Below are 17,652 nucleotides of genomic sequence, written 5' to 3'. Positions count from 1 at the left end.
CCCTCACGCCGACAAGCATCGTGACCCGGTCGACCAGCTCATACGGCAGGGCGAGTGCGGCAGGACAGGGCCCCCAGGGCTCTCGGGCCGGCAGGTTGAGACTTCGAAGACCTCACCCAACGGCACGGGAGCCCTGCCCGCTGCATACGCTTCTCATGGGTCGCAGAGGCTCGCCCCGCTCGACAAGATCGCGAGCGAGGCATACGCCCGGTGACCGCTAACTCGGCCGACCCCCGGCACCGGCCGACGTATCAGCCGCACCGTCCACACAGTCGTTGTCCTCTTGGCCGGTGACTACGCAGACGGAAAGGCTCAATGGGTGTACGTAGTGACCAGCGGCTTCGTCTCGTCGACGACGTAGGTGGACAGCATCATGGTCGTTACCTTCCCAATGTTGCGGGCGTTGTGGATGGTGTCGGAGGGGATGAAGAAGGGGTCACCCGTACGAAGCCGCAGGGTGGTCCCGTCGTCGAACTCCATCGACACATCGCCGCGGACGATGTATCCGACTTCCACTCCCGGGTGGCTGTGGCGGCCCGATTCCCTGCGCCGCGGTATCTCGACGAGGGTCTGCACGGTCTTCCAGCCCTTGGCGGGCGAGGGGTTCTCCTGGAGCAAGGTGCGCGTCACGCCGTCGGTCGGGGCGTGAACGGACGAGTGATGACCACGGGATGGCGTAGAAGCTGCCTCAGCGGTCGAGGCAGAAGCGACGGCGCCGAGCGCGCCGGCTGCCGCCACGCCACTGGTCCGCAGAAGAGAGCGACGATCCAACATGATGAACTCCCCTATCGACAGGCGGAATTGCCTTTCTCCCCTGTGAACGCCCGCGACAGCGTGACGGTTCAGGCCCACCTTGTTCTTTCTGGTCCGAGAACCGTCGCGCTGCGCTGACGCACGCCCTGCCATATCGGAGAAAGTGGGGGCAGCACAGCCGCGATGTCTCGGCGCTTGGTCCGGACCCGGTCCCGCCGGCCGAACCGCGTCGGTCGCCACCAGACGTACGTTCCACAGGCGTTTGCTGACTCCATAGAAGGGGCTGGCCAGCGCGGTGTCCTGTCCGTGGACGAGTACGCCGGTCAGCGGATCCAGCGGCCCGGACAGCGCCGCGCGCCCGGATCACGCCCCTGACGGTGCCGAGGAAGGTGGCGTGGGTCGACAGACTCAGGTGTGACCACCTCGTGCACGGTCCATGTCCGTTGCTCCTCACGTGAACGCGGGCGGGCCCGGGGTGATGTCCCAGCCATGACCCGTGTTGCCGCGAGAAGCGATCGAGTCGCGTGCGTGTTCTGCGTCACACAGCGCGAGAGGCGAGGTCCCCTCAGAGGCCCATGGGGTCACAGTGTTCGGAGTCGAGAAAACGAGGTGGGGCCGTGGTGGCACGTCGTACGGTGGTCAAGGCAGCGGGCGGTGGCGCGCTCGCCGGCGGTCTCTCGGTGTCCGCCGCGAGGGCTTCCGGGACCGCCGCCCGGAGTGACGTGCTGCTGGTGGTGGAGAAGAGCAGCCACGCGGTCAGCTTCTACGACGTCGCGTCGGGCCGGCGCCTGGGGACCGTCCAACTGCCCGACCATCCCCATGAGATGGTCGTCGATTCGCGGTGGCGCTTCGCCTACGTCGGGCACTACGGCGTCCGCATGGCCTCCACTGTCGGCGAGGGCGGCGCCGCCGTCTTCGTCATCGACCTCGACGAGCGGGCCCTGTCCCGGACCATCGACATCCGCCCCTACAACCGCGTCCACGGTATGGGCATCGACGACCGGGACCGGTTGTACGCGCTCAGCGAGGAGAAGGCGGTACTGCTCGGTTTCGACGACCCGGCCACCGACCGGGCGCCCACCAGGGCGGTGCCGACGCATGGGGTGAAAACCCACCTCTTCTCCCTCACCCGCGACGGTGAACGGGCCTATGTCACCGGCCTGTTGTCGCACACGGTGAGCCTGGTGAGGCCGTACGACGCTTCGGTAGCCCCGGTCCTCATGACCCCGGGGCAACTGCCGGAGAGCAGCTGCCTGAGCACGGACGAGAGGACGCTGTTCGTCGGCGCCCGCAGGAGTTCCACCCTGGTCGCCGTCGACGCGCGCACCATGAAGGTGCGGCGGAGCCGGAAGGTCGGCGGCGACCCGCTGCGGGTGTATACCCTCGATGAGGACCGGTTGCTCGTGACGGACATCGTCGGCAACACCCTCACGGTGTGCGCTACCGCCGACCTGCGGCCCCTGCGCACCCTGCGGCTCGACGGAATCCCGGCCGCGGTCTCGTTCCACCCCGACGAGGCGGTGGCGTACGTATCCCTGCTCGACCGCGACCGGATCACCGTCGTCGACCTCGACCGCCTGACCGTCACCGGCGGCTTCGCCACCCGGTCGGAGCCGGACGTCTCGGTACTTCTGCCCGCCACCCGGGCTTACTGAGGCTGTGGCGTGTGTCGTGAGGGTGAGGGCGGTTCCGACACGGCATGCATGGACGAATTCGGGGTCGTACTGCATCTCACGGGGCCGCGCGGTGGATGGACTGGATCAGGTGGTTCGGGTCGCTGAGCTGCTGGCCGGCCGCGCCATCGACAACCCGGCCTCGTCTTCAAAGAAGATGAAAGCGTCGAGCGCCGCTGAGGTACTTCCACCCTCGGACACGCGTCCTTGACCCAGCCGGTCACCTCGCCCCTGTCCCGCTCCAGGGCACGCTCGCGCTTCGGCCGCGCGGACAGGTGAGGTAAGAAGACATGCGTGACCGAACCGCCCCAGCACGCGTTCATCGCCCTCTCCTCGCCCGACCATGCGAAGAACGAGCTGGCGCATGTCCTGAACCCGGCCTACGCCACCTACCCCGACCTGCTGGAGCCGCATCGAGGGCTGGCACATCACCCTCGCGTTCTTGGCCGCGTTGCCGGTGCAGGTCGTACGACTACGCGTCCATAACGGCGGCGGCCGCCTGTCTCGACGGCTTCACTGCGGGGTGACCGTCCGGCCGGGTTCAGGACGCGTGGGTCCGGGTCCAAGCCGGCGTCATCGCGGGGACCGAATCGTCTTGGCACCCATGCGCGGAAGCCTGTGGCGGTTTCTCCGGGTCGGCTGCACAATGCACCTCGCCACGGTCCGGACCAGGCGCGGACCAACTCGGCTCAGCCGGAATCGATTCCCTCCCCGTAGGGCTTTGCGGGCCAGACACATGACCCCAGTTCAGCGCACCCGCCCCCGCGGCTTCAGCGGCACGTTCGGCAGTTCGGGGGCGGGGAGTGGGTCCCCGTCGTATCCCTTCACGACGCCGAAGCGGTTGCCGGTCATCCAGTCCTCGCGGGCCCGCGCGATGTCCGCATGCGTGCGGCCGATGAAGTTCCACCACATGATGATCTCCTCGCCGAACGGCGGGCCGCCCAGGAGGATCAGTCTCGCTGCGGTGTCCGTTTCGTTCGTGAGCGTCAGGATGTCGTGGCCCGGAGCGAGGTAGCCGAGTTCCGACGGGTTCAGGAGGGTTCCGGCCATGGTGACCCGGCCCTGGTCGACCAGGAGGCCGTGTTCGAACCCGGCATCCACGGTGAGCGTGGTCGTCGCGTGCGGTTCGAGGACGAGTTCGGCGCCGAGCAGCGGCGTGAAGGTTCGCACCGGGGATGTGTCGCCCGCCAGCTCTCCCAGGAACACCCGGACTTCGACGCCGTCCACCTGGACCGGGGTCGGCGCGTAGTGCTGGAAGTCCCGGTCGGCGTGCCGGTGTTCGTCGGGGAGCGCCACCCACAGCTGGACGCCGTGGAGCACGGTGGTGCTCGGCGTGGAGACCTCCGTGTGGCTGATGCCGTGCCCACCGGTCATGAGGTTCAGTTCGCCGGGGCGGACGAACGCGTGGCTGCCCAGGCTGTCGCGGTGTTCGATCTCCCCGGTGAACAGCCAGCTCACCGTCTGCAGGCCGGTGTGCGGGTGGGGCGCCACGTCCATGCCACCGGTGTCGGCGACGTCGTCGGGGCCGTAGTGGTCGACGAAGCACCAGGCGCCGATCAGGGTCCGGGCCCGCTGCGGCAGCGTGCGACGCACCGTCATCGAGCGCGGGCCGCCCAGTGGGACGTCACGGGCGGACAGGACCTCGGCCTGCACGGCATTGCTCATCGGGCTCCCCATAGTTACTAGTTACTGCACCCCACCAAGGTGCGACAGTATTTTTACTTTCAACAATCGTGGTTGATGATACGGCCACGGTGTCCACGTTGAGCGACACGTCAGCAGGCCACGCCCGGCGACGCCGACGCGCTGGAGAGGGCCTGCGGCGCCGCCCAGCACCCGGTACGGGAAGCCCCCGTATAGAGGCCCACATGGCGAGCGGGTGAGGCGGCGCCGCCGTCACTTCACAGGACCCGCCCAGCTCGCCTTCGGTGACGACACGCGTCGGGCGGTCAGGGCCGTCACCACGAGCGCGGCCAGGATCAGCCCCAGGGTGAGGGTGAGTTCGTCGTGCGCCAGGAGTGCGGCTCCGGCCAGCGCCCCGACGAAGATGGCCAGGACGGACAGGATCCGCCGGCCGGGCCGGGGGGCCGCGCCGCCGGCCGGTGCGGAGTCTGCGGCGAGGCCCGTCAGGGTCAGGGTCAGTACCGTCGTCGTCAGGTCCGGGACGCCCAGGCGGCGGGCGACCGCGTTCTGCAGCCCCATGGCGAGGCCGAGAAGCACGATCAGGGTGTACTGGACCGGCGTCGTCACCCGGCCGTGCGAGACCGCGGCCGCGACGAGGGCCGCGGCGACCAGCACCGCCTGCAGCGCCGCGGTGAGGGCCAGCAGCCGCCCGCGGTGCGCCGCGAAGCGAGTGCCGAGCCGCCCTCCCCCGAGCGCGCCCGCGAGGAACGCCGCCATCGAGACCACGGAGGCGAGTGCCGACAGGCCGTCGGCGCCCGCCAGGGCGAACCCCAGGAAGACGACGTTGCCCGTCATGTTGGCGACGAAGACGTGCCCGAGCGCCAGGTAGCTCACGGCGTCCACCAGGCCGGTCACCACGGTCAGCGCCAGCAGGAGCGGCGGCAGCGGGCCGTGCCGGTCGTCCTTCGGCGGCACCAGGGTGTGGGCCGCGTCAGTCAGCAGCGCGCGCATACGAACTCCTCCTGTCGGCCCCGGCGTCGGACGAGCGGTGCAGCACCGCGCGGGTGAGCAGTCCGCTCACCGGGCCGACCACGAGAGCCGCGGCCCGCACCCAGGGCGGCCAAGGGGTCAGCCCCAGGGCGTGGTCGGCCGACCAGCGGCCGGGCCCGGTGAGCACCAGGACCGCCGCGGCCGCCACGAGTACCAGGGGGTACTCGTAGCCGTCGTTCTGCACCCAGAGGCCGTTGCGCCACTTGACGGTGGCCGCGACCGTCATCACGCCCATGGCGGCCATCGCCGCCGCGGGCGTGAGGCCCCCGGCCGCCAGGAACAGGCCGGCGCCGATCTGGCTGCCGCCCGCGGCGAGCGCGGTGAGCCGGCCGCCGCGGAAGCCGTCGTGGCGGAACTCCTCCGTGCCGCCGGCCAGGCCGTTGCCGCCCAGCCGGAAGCTCACCTTCTGTACTCCGTGTCCGGCGATGAGGAGGCCCACCACCAGCCGGAGGACCAACAGTCCGTTGTCCATCGGGTTCGGATCAGCCCGCCGCGTGGGCGCCGATGACGGCCTGGGCGTACACCACGCCGAGGCCATAGGCGCCGGCGTGCTCCTTCACGACCTCGGTGACGGGGACGTACGTGTCCGTCCGCGCCCAGTCGCGCTGGAGTTCGAGGAGCACCTGCACCCAGGTCACCGGGATGGCACCGCCCTGCACCATCCGCTGGACGGCGTGCTCGTGCGCCTGGGGGCTGACGCCGCCGGAGGCGTCCGTGACGACGTACACCTCGTAGCCCTGGGCGATGGCGGAGAGCGTGGGGAGCACGACGCAGACCTCGGTCCACAGCCCGGCGATGACGAGCTTCTTGCGGCCGGTGGCCTTCACCGCCTCGACGAAGGGGGCATCCTCCCAGGCGTTCATGGAGGTGCGGTCGACGACCTCCTGGTCCGGGAAGACCTCGGTCAGCTGCGGCAGGATCGGACCGGAGAAGGACTCGGCGGCCACCGTGCTGAGCACGACCGGGACGTCGAAGACCTTGGCGGCCTTCGCGAGTCCCACGGTCGAGTTGATGATCGCGGTGCGGTCACCGCTGCCGGTGCCGAAGAACATCTGCGGCTGGTGGTCGATGAACAGGACGGCGCAGTTGTCGGGGGTGAGCAGGTCGGGGCCGGGCGCCGGGGTGACCTGGGAGATGTCCATCATGAGGGTGCCTTTCTGGGCGTGATGTGACCGCGGACGGGCGTCCGCGACGGATTGGATCGAGGTGAGGTGCCCCGTAGCGGCAGGAGGCCGCAGCAAGGGTCGGGGTCAGAGGTTGAAGCAGGGGTCGAAGACGGGGTTCTCGGTCTCCGGGGTCAGGCCGCGCCGCGCACGCCACTGCCGGTGCTGCTCGGACTCGGCGACGGCCTGGCCGAGCAGCTCGGCCTGCCGGGCACCCGACCGGCCCGTACGGGGCACGGCCTGGTAGCCGCCGAAGTGCGCGACCGGGCTCCACTCCGGGCTGACCGGCGGCAGTTCCTCGTCGATGCCCTCGTACTCCCGGGCGGCGTAGACGATCCGCCCGCCGACGACGGTCAGCAGGGACTCGATGTGGGCGATGTCCTGCTCGGGAACGGTGAAGTAGTCCTCGGACAGGACGGCGAAGTCGCCGAGGCAGCCCGGTCGCCAGGACTCCCTTGATGTCCTGTTCACCGGTGAGGGCGGCGCCCGCCTCCGTGAACATCGCCAGCGCGGTGCGCCGGTCGACGCGGTTGTGGGGCGGGCGGACCACCAGGTCGCCGATCGTGCGGCCGGTGATCAGCCAGTGCAGGGCGATCCAGGGGTTGTAGCTGGAGACACGGGTGGCGTCGGTGCCGGCGCCGACGGTCAGGCCGCGCTCCAGCATCGCCCGGATCGGCGGGGCGTCCGCGGCGGCACCGGGGCCGTAACGGCTGAGGAACGCCTCGCCCTGGAACGACAGCCGGTTCTGCACCGACATGGCTCCGCCGAGGGCGGCGACGCGGTCGAGGCTGTCGGCGGAGACCGTCTCCGCGTGGTCGAACAGCCACTGGTTCCCGGCCGGGAAGAGCCCTTCCGCGGCGAGCTTCTCGAACACCGCGAGGTCGCGCCTGATCGTCTCGTCATAGGTGGCGTGCAGCCGGAATCCCCAGCCGTGCGCCATGAGAAGGCGTACGGCGGTCTCGAATTCCCCTTCGTAGTCGGGGGCGAGTTCCGGACGCGGCTGGGCGAAGTTCTCGAAATCGGCCGCCGCCCAGGTGAGGTTCTCACCCGCGCCGTTGAGCCGAAGCCATTCGTCCCCGTCTTCCGGGCGGGCCATCTCGATCCAGCGTTTCAGGTCGGCGATTTCCTGCCCGGCCGTCTGCGGAAACAGGTGATAGGCGATGCGGAGCGACAACTCGCCGGCTTCGGCGAGTTCGACGACCGTGCTGTAGTTGTCCGGGAAATTCTGGAATCCGCCGGCCGCGTCGATCGCGGAGGTGAGGCCGAACCGGTTCAGTTCGCGCAGGAAGTGACGGGTCGACGTCCTCTTGTCCGCGCCCTCCAGGACCGGCGCCTTGGCCAGGGTCGAGTAGAGGACGAGGGCGCTGGGCGCGGCGAGCAGCATGCCGGTGGGCTCGCCGTCCCGTGCCCGTACGATCTGGCCGCCCCTCGGGTCGGGAGTGTCCCTGGTGTAGCCGGCGGCCTTGACCGCGGCGCGGTTCAGGACCGCCGCCTGGTAGAGGTGCAGGACGAACACCGGGGTGTCCGGAGCGGCGGCGTTGAGCTCGGCGACGGTCGGCAGCCGCCGCTCGGCGAACTGCTCGGCCGACCAGCCCCCGACCACCCGCACCCACTGGCCCTTCGGGGTGCGGGCCGCCTGCTCGCGCAGCATCGCGAGACCCTGGCGCAGGGTGGGGACGCCGTCCCAGCGCAGCTCCAGTACGTAGTTGAGGCCGCCCCGGATCACATGCAGATGCGAGTCGTTCAGGCCCGGGATCATCCGGCGGCCGAGGGCGTCGACCACCCTCGTGGCCGGGCCGACCAGGGCCGCCATGTCCTTGTCGTCCCCGACGGCCGTGATGACGCCGTTCCGTACGGCCAGGGCCTCGGCCCGGGGACGGCCGGGGTCCCCGGTGTGGATATTCGCGTTCCGGACGACGAGATCCGCGGTGTCGCCCGCGGCATGGTCCGTCGCGTTGGCCGTGGTGCTGGGGACCAGCCCACCGACCGGCATCGTGGACACCTTTCGACAACCTCCTGATGTGTCGGAACCGCTCCGTCGCTTGCTCCATCGCTTCGCCGCAACGCTATGGCGGGCCGAATCCGCCGTGTTTTCCAGCAGTGCACTGTTCTCGGTCCGACAGTGCACTCACTCCAGCTCTTGCCGTTCTCGCCGTCCTTGCCGTTCTTGCCGTGCGCTGTCGGGTCAGCGTCGGTGCGCTGGTGGTCAATCGGCGGCACCCGGCCGCTTTTAGCGTGGCGACCCACAGCCCCACAGCGCTTTTCCTCGGGGCTTCCGCCGGAAAACCGGCGCATCGCATCACATGACACTCAGGAGAACCACATGTCCGACGTCGTCGAGTCGCCCCAGCCGGTCGAATCTCCCCAGCCGGTCCAGCCGGTGCAGCCGGTCCTGGAACCTGCGGCCGCCGCCTTCGCCGAAGCGACCGCCCAGTCGCCCTACCTCTTCGAACTGCCGCCCGCCGAAGGCCGCAAGGCGGTCGACGAGGTGCAGTCCGGCGACATCGAGAAGCCTGCGATCGATGAGGAGTGGATCACCGTCCCTGGCGGCCTCACCGGCGGCGTCCGGGCCCGCATCGTCAAGCCGGCCGGCGCCCGGGGGACGCTGCCGGTGATCCTCTACATCCACGGCGCGGGCTGGGTGTTCGGCAACGCCCACACGCACGACCGGCTGGTCCGTGAGCTCGCGGTCGGAGCGCACGCCGCGGTCGTCTTCCCCGAGTACGACCTCTCCCCCGAGGCCCGCTACCCGGTGGCCATCGAGCAGAACTACACCGTCGCCCGGTGGATCGTCCAGGAGGGTGCGGCCAAGGGCCTGGACGGCGACCGGCTCGCCGTGGCCGGTGACTCCGTCGGCGGCAACATGACCGCGGCGCTGACACTGATGGCGAAGCAGCGCGGTGATGTGCCGCTGGTCCAGCAGGTGCTTTTCTACCCGGTCACCGACGCGCGCTTCGACACCGGTTCCTACCACCAGTTCGCCACGGGGTACTTCCTGCGCCGCGACGGCATGCAGTGGTTCTGGGACCAGTACACGACCGACGAGTCCGAGCGCGCCCAGATCACCGCGTCACCGCTGCGGGCCTCCACCGAGCAGCTGGCCGGGCTGCCGCCGGCGCTGGTCATCACCGGTGAGGCCGACGTGCTGCGCGACGAGGGCGAGGCCTACGCCAACAAGCTGCGCGAGGCGGGCGTTCCGGTCACCGCCGTCCGCTTCCAGGGCATCATCCACGACTTCGTCATGCTCAACGCCCTGCGCGAGACCCACGCCGCGGAAGCCGCGATCACGCTGGCCACGGGCACCCTGCGGGCGGCTCTCCACCGCGCCGACGCCTGACGGCACCCGAGACGCAACCGACTTACTGACTTATCGACTACCGACTACCGACTACCGACAAAGAGAACCCATCATGACCGCTCAGCCCACCCCCACCGTCGTGCTCGTCCACGGCGCGTTCGCCGACGCGTCCAGCTGGACCGGCGTCATCAAGGAACTCAAGAACGACGGCATCTCCGTCATCGCTCCGCCCAACCCGCTGCGCGGCCTCGCGTCCGACGCCGCGTACATCGCTTCCGTGGCGGGCCAGACGGACGGCCCGGTCGTGCTCGTCGGCCACTCCTACGGCGGCGCGGTCATCTCCGTGGCCGGTGCCGCCGAGAACGTGGCCGGTCTGGTCTACGTCGCGGCCTACGTCACCGAAGAGGGCGAGAGCCTGGGCGAGTTGCAGGACCGCTACCCCCTCTCGCCGCTCGGCAGCAACCTGACGGAGTGGACGTACCCCGTCGAAGGCGCCGAGCCCGCGGTCGAGTTCACCGTCGAGGCCGAGGCTTTCCCGGAGATCTTCGCCGCCGACGTTCCGGCCGCCGTCACCGAGGTGCTCGCCGTCGCGCAGCGCCCGCTGGCCGCCGTCGCGTTCACGGAGAAGGCCGCGACCGCCGCGTGGCACACGAAGCCCTCCTGGGCGCTCGTCGCCGGCGCGGACCAGGCGATCAACCCCGACGTCCAGCGTTTCGGCGCGGAGCGGGCCGGTGCGGCGGTCGTCGAGCTCGACGGTGCGTCGCACGCCGTCGCCGTGTCCCGGCCCAAGGAGGTCGCCGATCTGATCCGTGACGCGGTGCGCGCCACGGTCTGACGCACGGCGGAACGCCCCGACGGTGTCCGGACAGACGGACACGGTCGGGGCGTTCTCGCGTTGGTCACCGACGCGGCGCCGGAGCCGAGGCCGATGCCGAGGCCGAGGCCGAGGCCGTAATGAGTACGACGAGCACCGCACCGGTCGCCAGAGCGGGCGCCGGGGACCAGGTGGCCCCGAGAACGCCGAGCACGGCGAGCGGGTACGGAGCGCACTCGGCCACGGACTTGAGGTGGGGCCGCAGGTGTACGGCCCAGACGGTGGTCAGGAAGACCGCCGCGGGGACGGTGACCGCCGCGCCGGCCGCCGTGGGCGAGGTCTGCGCGTGGCCGGTGAGGTGGTCGGCGTACGCGGCGAGACCGGCGCCCTCGGCGGCTGCCGAGGCGAAGACCAGGTAGTGGCCGTAGGCCCACACGAAGCGGCGGCGGTGCGCGCGGTGCGTGGTGGCCAGCAGTGTGTGCGCGGGCCTTGCGAAGTACAGCCACCACAGGGCGAAGGCCGTCAGGAGGCCGCCCGCCGCCGTCGCGTACAGCTCTCCCGTGCTCTGGTGCCGTTCGAACGCGGTCCGGACGGCGACGGTGGCGGCCGCGACGGATTCGCCGAGGACGATGAGGGTGAACAGCTCGTAGCGCTCGGCGATGTGGCGGGGGTGCCACGGCGTCATCCCGGCGGACTGGGCCCACACCGGTACGGAGACCTCGGCGGCGATCAGCACGACGATGCCGGGCAGCCGGGCCGCGTCCGGCAGGACGAGCAGCCCCACCCAGCCGGCCTGGCACGCCGTCACTCCGGCGGCGAAGCGCAGGGCGGTGGTCCGGCGTGCGGGGTCGGCGCGTGCCGCGCGCAGCCACAGGGCGGCCAGCGCGGTGCGCAGCACGACGTATCCGATGGTGATGACCCGCAGGTCCCCCTCCGCGAACGCGTGGGGGACACCTGCGGCGAGCACGAGGGACCCCGTGATCTGGACGAACACCGTCAGCCGGTACGGGACGTCGTCCGGGTCGTAGGCGGAGGCGAACCACGTGAAGTTCATCCACGCCCACCAGACGGTGAAGAAGACCAGCGCGAAGCGCAGGACCCCGGTGGCGGACGCCCCGTGGGTCAGCGCCTCGTGCAGGCTCGCGGAGGCCTGCGCCACCGCGATGACGAAGCACAGGTCGAAGAGGAGTTCCAGCGAAGTGGCGGCCCGGTGCCGCTCTTCCGGGTCGCGCCCCCGCATGCCGCTCAGCGGAGCGCTCCGAGCGCGGCCTCGACCGTGCGGTGGAAGGTGGGGTAGGTGTAGATCATGTGCCGGAGCGTGTGGACGGGCACTTCGGCGTGGACGGCGACGTTCAGTCCGTAGAGCACCTCGCCGCCCGCCGGGCCCGCCGAGGTGGCGCCGACGAGCACGCCCCGGTCCGCGTCCTCGACGAGTTTGACGAAGCCCTCGTTGCCCGGTCCGTGGATCCAGCCCCGGGTGGAGGAGGCGAGGGGGAGCACGCTGGTGCGCACCCGCAGCCCCTGTTCCCGCGCCTGGCGTTCCGTCAGGCCGACGGCCCCTATCTCCGGGTCGGTGAAGGTGACGCGCGGCAGTGCCCGGTAGTCGGCGTCGGGGCCGGGCTCACCGAGGATGTCCCGTACGGCTATCTGCGCCTGGTACATCGAGACGTGGGTGAAGGCGCCGCGGCCGGTGATGTCACCGACGGCCCACAGCCCTTCCGCCGCCCGCAGTTGCCCGTCCGTGGGCACGGCCGGGGCCGTGGGGTCGATCCCCACGGTGTGGACGGCGAGCGCGCCCAGGTCCGCCATGCGGCCGGTGGCCACCAGGAGCCGTGCGACGCGCAGCGGCTCGGCGCCGCCTTCCAGGTGGACGGTGAACAGGTCGTCGCCGTGGCCGACTTCCCGCACGCGGGTGCCCGTCAGCACGGTGACGCCGTCCGCCCGCAGTGCCGCGGCGGCCAGTTCCCCGGCCTCGGGCTCCTCCTGTGAAAGGAGTCGGTCCTGCCCCTCGATCACGGTGACCGCACAGCCGAACCGGGCGAAGACCTGGGCGAGTTCGACGCCGATGGCGCCGCCGCCGAGCACGGCCATCGACTCGGGCAGTTCTTTCGCCGCCATGGCGTCGCGGTTCGTCCAGTAGGGGGTTTCCCGCAGGCCGGGCACCGACGGGATGCGGGGCCGGGTGCCGGTGGCGAGGACGATGCCGCGCCGGGCCTCGATCGTACGGTCGCCGACGGTCACGCGGCGCGGTCCGGCGAGACGGCCGATGCCGCGAACGAGGCGGCCGCCCTTCGCCGTGAGGCGGTCGGCCGCCACCTGGTCGTGCCAGTCGTCGGTGGCCTCGTCACGGATGCGTGCGGCGACCCGGTTCCAGTCCGGCGTCACGGCCGCCCTCCCGGCCAGGGCGGGTACCCGGCCCGCCTCGGCGAGCAGATCGCCGGCCCGGATCATCATCTTGCTGGGGACACATCCCCAGTACGGGCACTCCCCTCCGACGAGCTCCGCCTCGACCCCCACCACGTCGAGTCCCGCTTCGGCGAGTGTCCCCGCGACGTGTTCGCCGCCCGGTCCCAGCCCGACGACCACGACGTCCGCCCGTTCGTGCGCGTTCATGTCTGCCTCTTCTCCGCTCGGTCCGCCCCACGGTCGGGGCGGTGCGGCCGACGCTAGGTCGGGCGGCGTCGGCTCCCCTGCCCGTCAGTGCACGGGTGCTGGCCCGAGAGCGAACGACAGAACTGCAGGTCACCGCCAGTGCACTGATCGGCAGCACGGCGTGCGCTGCCGGTCAAGAAGGGCCGTGCGGACGCGCCTAGCGTTCCTCCGGCACACACAGCACAGCGCCGCAGGAGGCACACATGACCGACAAGACCCGGACCGCGAGCAGCAGTTCCCATCCGGCGGTGGACGGCAGCAGCCAGCCGTGGCTGCACCAGAAGGGCGAGGTGATCCAGGAGTACGGCACGGTCAAGCAGTTCCCGATCGGCCTTTCGTACGAGGCGAGGATGTACTCCTGCCAGCGGCTGAACCGGATCCTCGCGGACACGCAGATCCTCTACGGCCTCTACAAGAAGCACCACTGGCTCATGCGCGGCGCGACGTTCTACCAACTGCACCTGGTCCTGGACAAGCACGCCGGTGACCAGCTCGACATCGTCGACACGGTCGCCGAGCGCGTCCAGTCCCTCGGCGGCGTCGCAGTGGGCGATCCGCGGCACGTCGCGGAACTGACGTCGATTCCGCGCCCGCCGGACGGCGTCGAGGAGGTGCCCGCCATGCTGTCGCGACTCCTCGAGGCCCACGAGGCGATCCTCGTCCAGGCGCACGACGCGGCCGCACGGACCGCCGAGCTGGGCGACGACGGCACGAACGACCTGCTGGTGTCGCAGGTGATCAGGACCGGTGAACTGCAGTCGTGGTTCCTGGCCGAGCACCTGGTCGACACCCCGCTCGTCCGCGCCTGAGCGCTCCCCGGAGGCGGTGACGGAGCCGGCGCGTCACCGCCGCCACACGGTCGCGTGTGCCGCGGCGAAGGCGGCGAATGAGCGGGGCGCGCGGCCCGTGACGCGTTCCACCGCCGTGCTCGTACGGTCCTCCGCGCCCGCCGCGATCGACTCGTCCATGCCCGCGAGGAGGTCCGCGAACCGGACCGGCATGCCGGTGGCGGCCAGCCGGTCCCGCATCGCCGTGCGCGAGACGGGCCGGTGGCGGACCTGCCGGCCCGCGACACGGGAGATGACCTCTGCGACGTCGGCGTAACTCAGCGCCCGGGGGCCGGTGATGAGGTGGTCCGTGTTGTGCGGACGCTCGTCCGTCAGGGCCCGCGCGCCGACCTCGGCGATGTCCTCGGCGTCGACGAACGCGACGCGGCCGTCGCCGGTGGCCGTGACGATCTCACCGCTTTCCCGGACGCTGTGGGCGTGGGGGTGGTCGCCGGTGAAGTTCTGCATGAACCACGAGGGCCGGAGCACCGCCCACTGCGGAAACCGCTCGCGGATCGCGCGGTACACCTCGCCGAGCCCGTCGTCCGTCTCCGCGATGGCCGACGAGCCGAGCAGCACGACCCGGTCGACCCCCGCACGGCGCGCCCGGTCGAGGAACGGGAACAGGTGGGCGGCGGGGTCGGGGGCGGCGGTCGGCGGGACGAGATAGAGGCGGCGCACGCCGTCGAGGGCCGGGTCGTGGGTCGCGGTGTCGTCCCAGTCGAAGCGGGCGGTCTCGTAGCGGGCCGTGACGTCCGCTCGTGGCTCAGGGCATCGGCTCGCCGCCCGCGTCCGGTGGCCCCACGCGGTGAGGCGCGCGGCGATGCGGCGGCCGGTGTTGCCGGTGCCGCCGGTCACCAGGATCGGCTCGCCCGTCGGCGCGTCCGCCCGGGCGGCGCTCATCGCGCACCGCCCGCGAACGGGGCGTCGGAACCGCCGGCGATCTCCAGGGCGGTCAGCGGGTTCCAGTAGTCGCGGTAGTGGGTGAACCGCCCGTTCTTGACGGTGACGACGACGATGTACGACATCTCGAAGTCCCGGCCCGTACGCACCGAACGCCCCTCGGCACGCATCTCGACGATGACGACATCAGGGTCCTCGGTCCGGTGGATCTCCACGTGCGGGACGGCGACGAGGTCGATGTGGTCGGGATACGCGGTCATGTAGGCGCGGACGGCCGGCTTGCCGTCGAGACGGCGCGGGGCGCCCGGCGGGGCGAAGGGGAATTCGCAGACTCCGTCCTCGGCCCAGAGGTCGATCCACCCCGCGAAATCCTTGGCGAGGAGCAGTTCGATTCCGCGCAGGAAGACGCCCGCGGGCGTGCTGTCGAGTGGTGTCACGTCCGGCATGGAGGTGCCTGGCATGGTGGTGCCCTTCCACGGCTGTGGTCCGGCCCGCGCTAATATGCGGACCGGCGGTCCGGATCGACGATACGGACTACTGGTCCGTTTTTCCAGTGGAGGCACGATGACACCACCCCAGCGCAAGGAACCGCACAAGGAGCCGCGCAAGGAGCGGGCCGACGCCCAGCGCAACCGCGAGGCCGTACTGGCCGCCGCGGAGCGGCTGTTCACCGAGCGCGGCGACCCCGACCGCGTCTCCATGGACGACATCGCGGCGGCCGCCGGGGTCGGCAAGGGCACGCTCTTCCGCCGCTTCGGCGACCGCGTCGGGCTCGTCAAAGCGCTCGTCGAGCAGCGCACCGAACAGCTGCGCGCCGACGTGGTCTCCGGTCCCCCTCCCCTCGGCCCCGGCGCCCCCGCCGGCGAACGCGCCCTCGCCCTCCTCGACGCCCTGCTGTGCCTGAAACTGGACACCCGCCCGCTGATGCTCGCCCTGGAGAGCGCCGGCAGCGGCAGCCCGTACCGCAACGACACCTACGCGCTGTGGCACGCCGAACTCACCGCGCTGCTCACCGAGGCCCGCGGCGAGCAGGACGCCGATTTCCTCGCGCACGCCCTGCTCGCCGCCGTGCGCAGCGACCTCATCGAGCACCTGTGCGCGAACGGCGTTCCGCCGCGCCGGATCCACGACGGGGTGGCCGCCCTCGCGCGCGCGACGCTGGCGGACGGCACCGCGCGCTGAGCCCCCGGTCAGCCCTTGAACGCGAGCTTGGTCTCCGGCGACGTGTTCCCGTACGCGTCGACCGCGCGCACTCGCGCCACGTAGCGCGCGCCGTCCCGGGTGGCGGGCAGCGGGATGTCCAGGGAGTTGGGGCGCGGCATGAAGTAGTACTCGGCGAGGACCTTCGTCGAGAGCAGCTTCGCGCCGCTCGCCGTGTCCTCGATGTCGACTCGGTAGTGGTGCACCATCTGGTCGTCGCGGGCCTGCTGGACGCGCAGTGCAGGACGCGCTCCTACCAGGCCGAGCGGGCGGCGGGTGGTGAACCGGGGTGCGGTCGTGTTGCGCCGGGCGTCCGTGTACGTGAAGCCGTCCTTGATCTGCTGGGGCGTGCTGCCCTTCAGGCGTACGGTCCACGTCGGTCCGCTGAGCGTGCCCGCGCTGGCGTACGGGGGCTGCCAGTTGGCGGACCACTTGCCTCCGGTGTAGATGTCGTGCTTGTCCGCGGCCATGTTGACGCGCGCGATCTCCGTGCGGTCGCGGTACACCTCGACGAACAGGGCCTGCGCCGTCGGGGCCTCGAAGCGGTCGGCCAGGCCCGTCTCCGTGACCGCTTGGTAGCCGTGGTCCATCTCGACGTACGACATCGATCCGTCGTTGACGGCGGTGAAGTCACGCTGGTGGACGGAGCGTTCGTCGTTGATGTTCAGATGCGAGTGGCCGGAGAAGTAGATCACCTGCGGGTGGGCGCTCAGGTCCTCGGTGAGCCGCGGGTTCGAGGCCTGCTGGCCGTCCATCGCGGTGCCGGGCGCGGGGCGGTGGCCCTGCACGAGGATCGGCGTGCGCGCGTTCGCCGGGTCGGCGGTGAGGTCGGCGAGCCGCTTCTTCAGCCAGGAGCGCTGTGCGGCGCTGGAGTCGTACGTCTCCGTGTTCACGGTGAACAGGTGCAGGCCCCGCACCGTCGACTCGTAGTAACCGCCGCCGGAGTCGGGGAACCAGTCACGCGGGTAGTGGGCGCGGATGTCGGCGAGGCTCGCGTCGTGGTTGCCGTTGGAGAGCAGGACCTGTGTGTCGTCCATGCCCTTGCGCTCCAGGTTGGCGCGGAAGATCTCTGAGACGATGCGGTGGTCGGCGCCGCGGCCGTCGCCGTTGTCGTTGATCATGTCGCCGTTGGAGAGGATCGCGTCCGGTTCGGGGAAGACCGACGCGATGGTGTCGAAGAAGCTCTCGTACTTCTTGTCGTTGTTCTTGTGGTCCCCGATGTGCACGTCGGACATGACGACGAGACGCGCCAAGGGCTTCTCCGCGGTCCTGACGAGGTATCCGGCCGACACCGGAGCACTCGCCCGGCCGCCGCGGAACGCGACAGCCGTGACGTTGGCGTCCTTCGCGATGCGCAGCGGACGGCCCGGCACGAACACACGGCTCGCACGCGTGGGTGTCGTGCCGTCCAGGGTGTAGCGGATCACGCTGCCGCGCTCGGCCCGCAGGGTCAGCGAAACGGGACGCTCATAGCGGCCGCCCGCGCTGCTGAAGGAGGGTGCCGCCGCTCCGGCCGTCGTCGGGGCCGACGCCTCGGCGGCGGCCGGGAGCAGCAGTGCCACACACGCGGCAGTGATCACAAAGGGGGTGCGTCTCACGGGGGGGGATCCTTGCCTCTGGCCGGGGCTGCGGTGCGCGCCGCCCGGCGTGAACTCGCGTGAACTCCCGCGACGCTAGATCCCCTTGATGAGGAACA

Annotated in this window: 15 protein-coding genes and 1 pseudogene; 5 read left to right on the top strand and 11 right to left on the bottom strand. The window is 71.0% G+C overall.

All coding sequences use genetic code 11. The features are described 5' to 3' along the window. Positions 1-312: 312 nt before the first annotated feature. Positions 313-630: a cupin domain-containing protein gene (locus ACH4D5_RS20995; RefSeq protein WP_358583354.1), complete on the bottom strand. Its 318-nt coding sequence runs from the start codon at positions 628-630 to the stop codon at positions 313-315. A gap of 743 nt (positions 631-1,373) precedes the next feature. Between ACH4D5_RS20995 and ACH4D5_RS20990 the strand changes: the two genes are divergently transcribed. Next, the gene (locus tag ACH4D5_RS20990) at positions 1,374-2,408 is read left to right on the top strand and encodes a YncE family protein (protein WP_398304479.1); all 1,035 of its coding nucleotides are present in this window, start codon (positions 1,374-1,376) and stop codon (positions 2,406-2,408) included. 765 nt (positions 2,409-3,173) lie between these two features. Here the strand turns inward: ACH4D5_RS20990 and ACH4D5_RS20985 are convergent. The 5 genes and pseudogenes from ACH4D5_RS20985 to ACH4D5_RS20965 all read right to left on the bottom strand — a co-directional run bounded on the left by ACH4D5_RS20985 (position 3,174) and on the right by ACH4D5_RS20965 (position 8,264). Next, on the bottom strand, positions 3,174-4,091 hold the full coding sequence (locus tag ACH4D5_RS20985) for a pirin family protein (protein WP_398304476.1): 918 nt from the start codon (positions 4,089-4,091) through the stop codon (positions 3,174-3,176). Positions 4,092-4,322: 231 nt separating this feature from the next. Continuing rightward, entirely contained in the window at positions 4,323-5,060 is a 738-nt protein-coding gene (locus tag ACH4D5_RS20980; RefSeq protein ID WP_398304473.1) for a YoaK family protein, read from the bottom strand. Then, positions 5,041-5,571 carry a DoxX family protein gene (locus tag ACH4D5_RS20975; protein WP_398304470.1) on the bottom strand — a complete coding sequence of 177 codons (531 nt, stop codon included), beginning with the start codon at positions 5,569-5,571 and terminating at the stop codon, positions 5,041-5,043. The genes ACH4D5_RS20980 and ACH4D5_RS20975 overlap by 20 nt, the downstream gene beginning before the upstream one ends. Before the next feature lie 10 nt (positions 5,572-5,581). Further along, entirely contained in the window at positions 5,582-6,244 is a 663-nt protein-coding gene (locus tag ACH4D5_RS20970; protein ID WP_398304468.1) for a hydrolase, read from the bottom strand. Between the two features lie 105 nt (positions 6,245-6,349). Further along, positions 6,350-8,264 (bottom strand): annotated as a pseudogene (locus tag ACH4D5_RS20965) (amidohydrolase). A 321-nt stretch (positions 8,265-8,585) separates the two neighbouring features. Here ACH4D5_RS20965 and ACH4D5_RS20960 point away from each other — a divergent pair. Together ACH4D5_RS20960 and ACH4D5_RS20955 are read left to right on the top strand one after the other, a co-directional pair. Next, positions 8,586-9,599, top strand: coding sequence for an alpha/beta hydrolase (locus ACH4D5_RS20960; RefSeq protein WP_398304465.1), 1,014 nt, complete (start codon positions 8,586-8,588; stop codon positions 9,597-9,599). A gap of 73 nt (positions 9,600-9,672) precedes the next feature. Continuing rightward, positions 9,673-10,395 (top strand): alpha/beta fold hydrolase, encoded by a 723-nt coding sequence (locus ACH4D5_RS20955; RefSeq protein ID WP_398304462.1) that lies wholly within the window; start codon positions 9,673-9,675, stop codon positions 10,393-10,395. Positions 10,396-10,459: 64 nt separating this feature from the next. Here ACH4D5_RS20955 and ACH4D5_RS20950 read toward each other — a convergent pair whose 3' ends face one another. Together ACH4D5_RS20950 and ACH4D5_RS20945 are read right to left on the bottom strand one after the other, a co-directional pair. Further along, positions 10,460-11,614 carry a low temperature requirement protein A gene (locus ACH4D5_RS20950; RefSeq protein WP_398304460.1) on the bottom strand — a complete coding sequence of 385 codons (1,155 nt, stop codon included), beginning with the start codon at positions 11,612-11,614 and terminating at the stop codon, positions 10,460-10,462. Positions 11,615-11,619: 5 nt separating this feature from the next. Next, positions 11,620-12,987, bottom strand: a complete 1,368-nt coding sequence (locus ACH4D5_RS20945; protein ID WP_398304457.1) for a dihydrolipoyl dehydrogenase family protein — start codon at positions 12,985-12,987, stop codon at positions 11,620-11,622. A gap of 242 nt (positions 12,988-13,229) precedes the next feature. Between ACH4D5_RS20945 and ACH4D5_RS20940 the strand changes: the two genes are divergently transcribed. After that, positions 13,230-13,835 (top strand): Dps family protein, encoded by a 606-nt coding sequence (locus ACH4D5_RS20940; RefSeq protein ID WP_398304454.1) that lies wholly within the window; start codon positions 13,230-13,232, stop codon positions 13,833-13,835. Positions 13,836-13,868: 33 nt separating this feature from the next. Here the strand turns inward: ACH4D5_RS20940 and ACH4D5_RS20935 are convergent, their stop codons facing one another. Beyond that, positions 13,869-14,756 (bottom strand): SDR family oxidoreductase, encoded by an 888-nt coding sequence (locus tag ACH4D5_RS20935; protein ID WP_398304452.1) that lies wholly within the window; start codon positions 14,754-14,756, stop codon positions 13,869-13,871. Continuing rightward, the gene (locus ACH4D5_RS20930) at positions 14,753-15,217 is read right to left on the bottom strand and encodes a nuclear transport factor 2 family protein (RefSeq protein WP_398304449.1); all 465 of its coding nucleotides are present in this window, start codon (positions 15,215-15,217) and stop codon (positions 14,753-14,755) included. The genes ACH4D5_RS20935 and ACH4D5_RS20930 overlap by 4 nt, the downstream gene beginning before the upstream one ends. A 103-nt stretch (positions 15,218-15,320) precedes the next feature. Here ACH4D5_RS20930 and ACH4D5_RS20925 point away from each other — a divergent pair, with 103 nt between their 5' ends. Next, positions 15,321-15,938: a TetR/AcrR family transcriptional regulator gene (locus ACH4D5_RS20925; RefSeq protein WP_398304446.1), complete on the top strand. Its 618-nt coding sequence runs from the start codon at positions 15,321-15,323 to the stop codon at positions 15,936-15,938. An 8-nt stretch (positions 15,939-15,946) separates the two neighbouring features. On the opposite strand, the gene ACH4D5_RS20920 is transcribed toward ACH4D5_RS20925, so the two are convergent. Then, positions 15,947-17,554 carry a metallophosphoesterase gene (locus ACH4D5_RS20920; protein ID WP_398304443.1) on the bottom strand — a complete coding sequence of 536 codons (1,608 nt, stop codon included), beginning with the start codon at positions 17,552-17,554 and terminating at the stop codon, positions 15,947-15,949. Between the last annotated feature and the right edge of the window lie 98 nt (positions 17,555-17,652).

This window comes from Streptomyces sp. NPDC018029 (assembly GCF_044327655.1).
Classification (GTDB): Bacteria; Actinomycetota; Actinomycetes; order Streptomycetales; family Streptomycetaceae; genus Streptomyces.
This window is presented reverse-complemented; position numbering and strand designations above follow the sequence as displayed.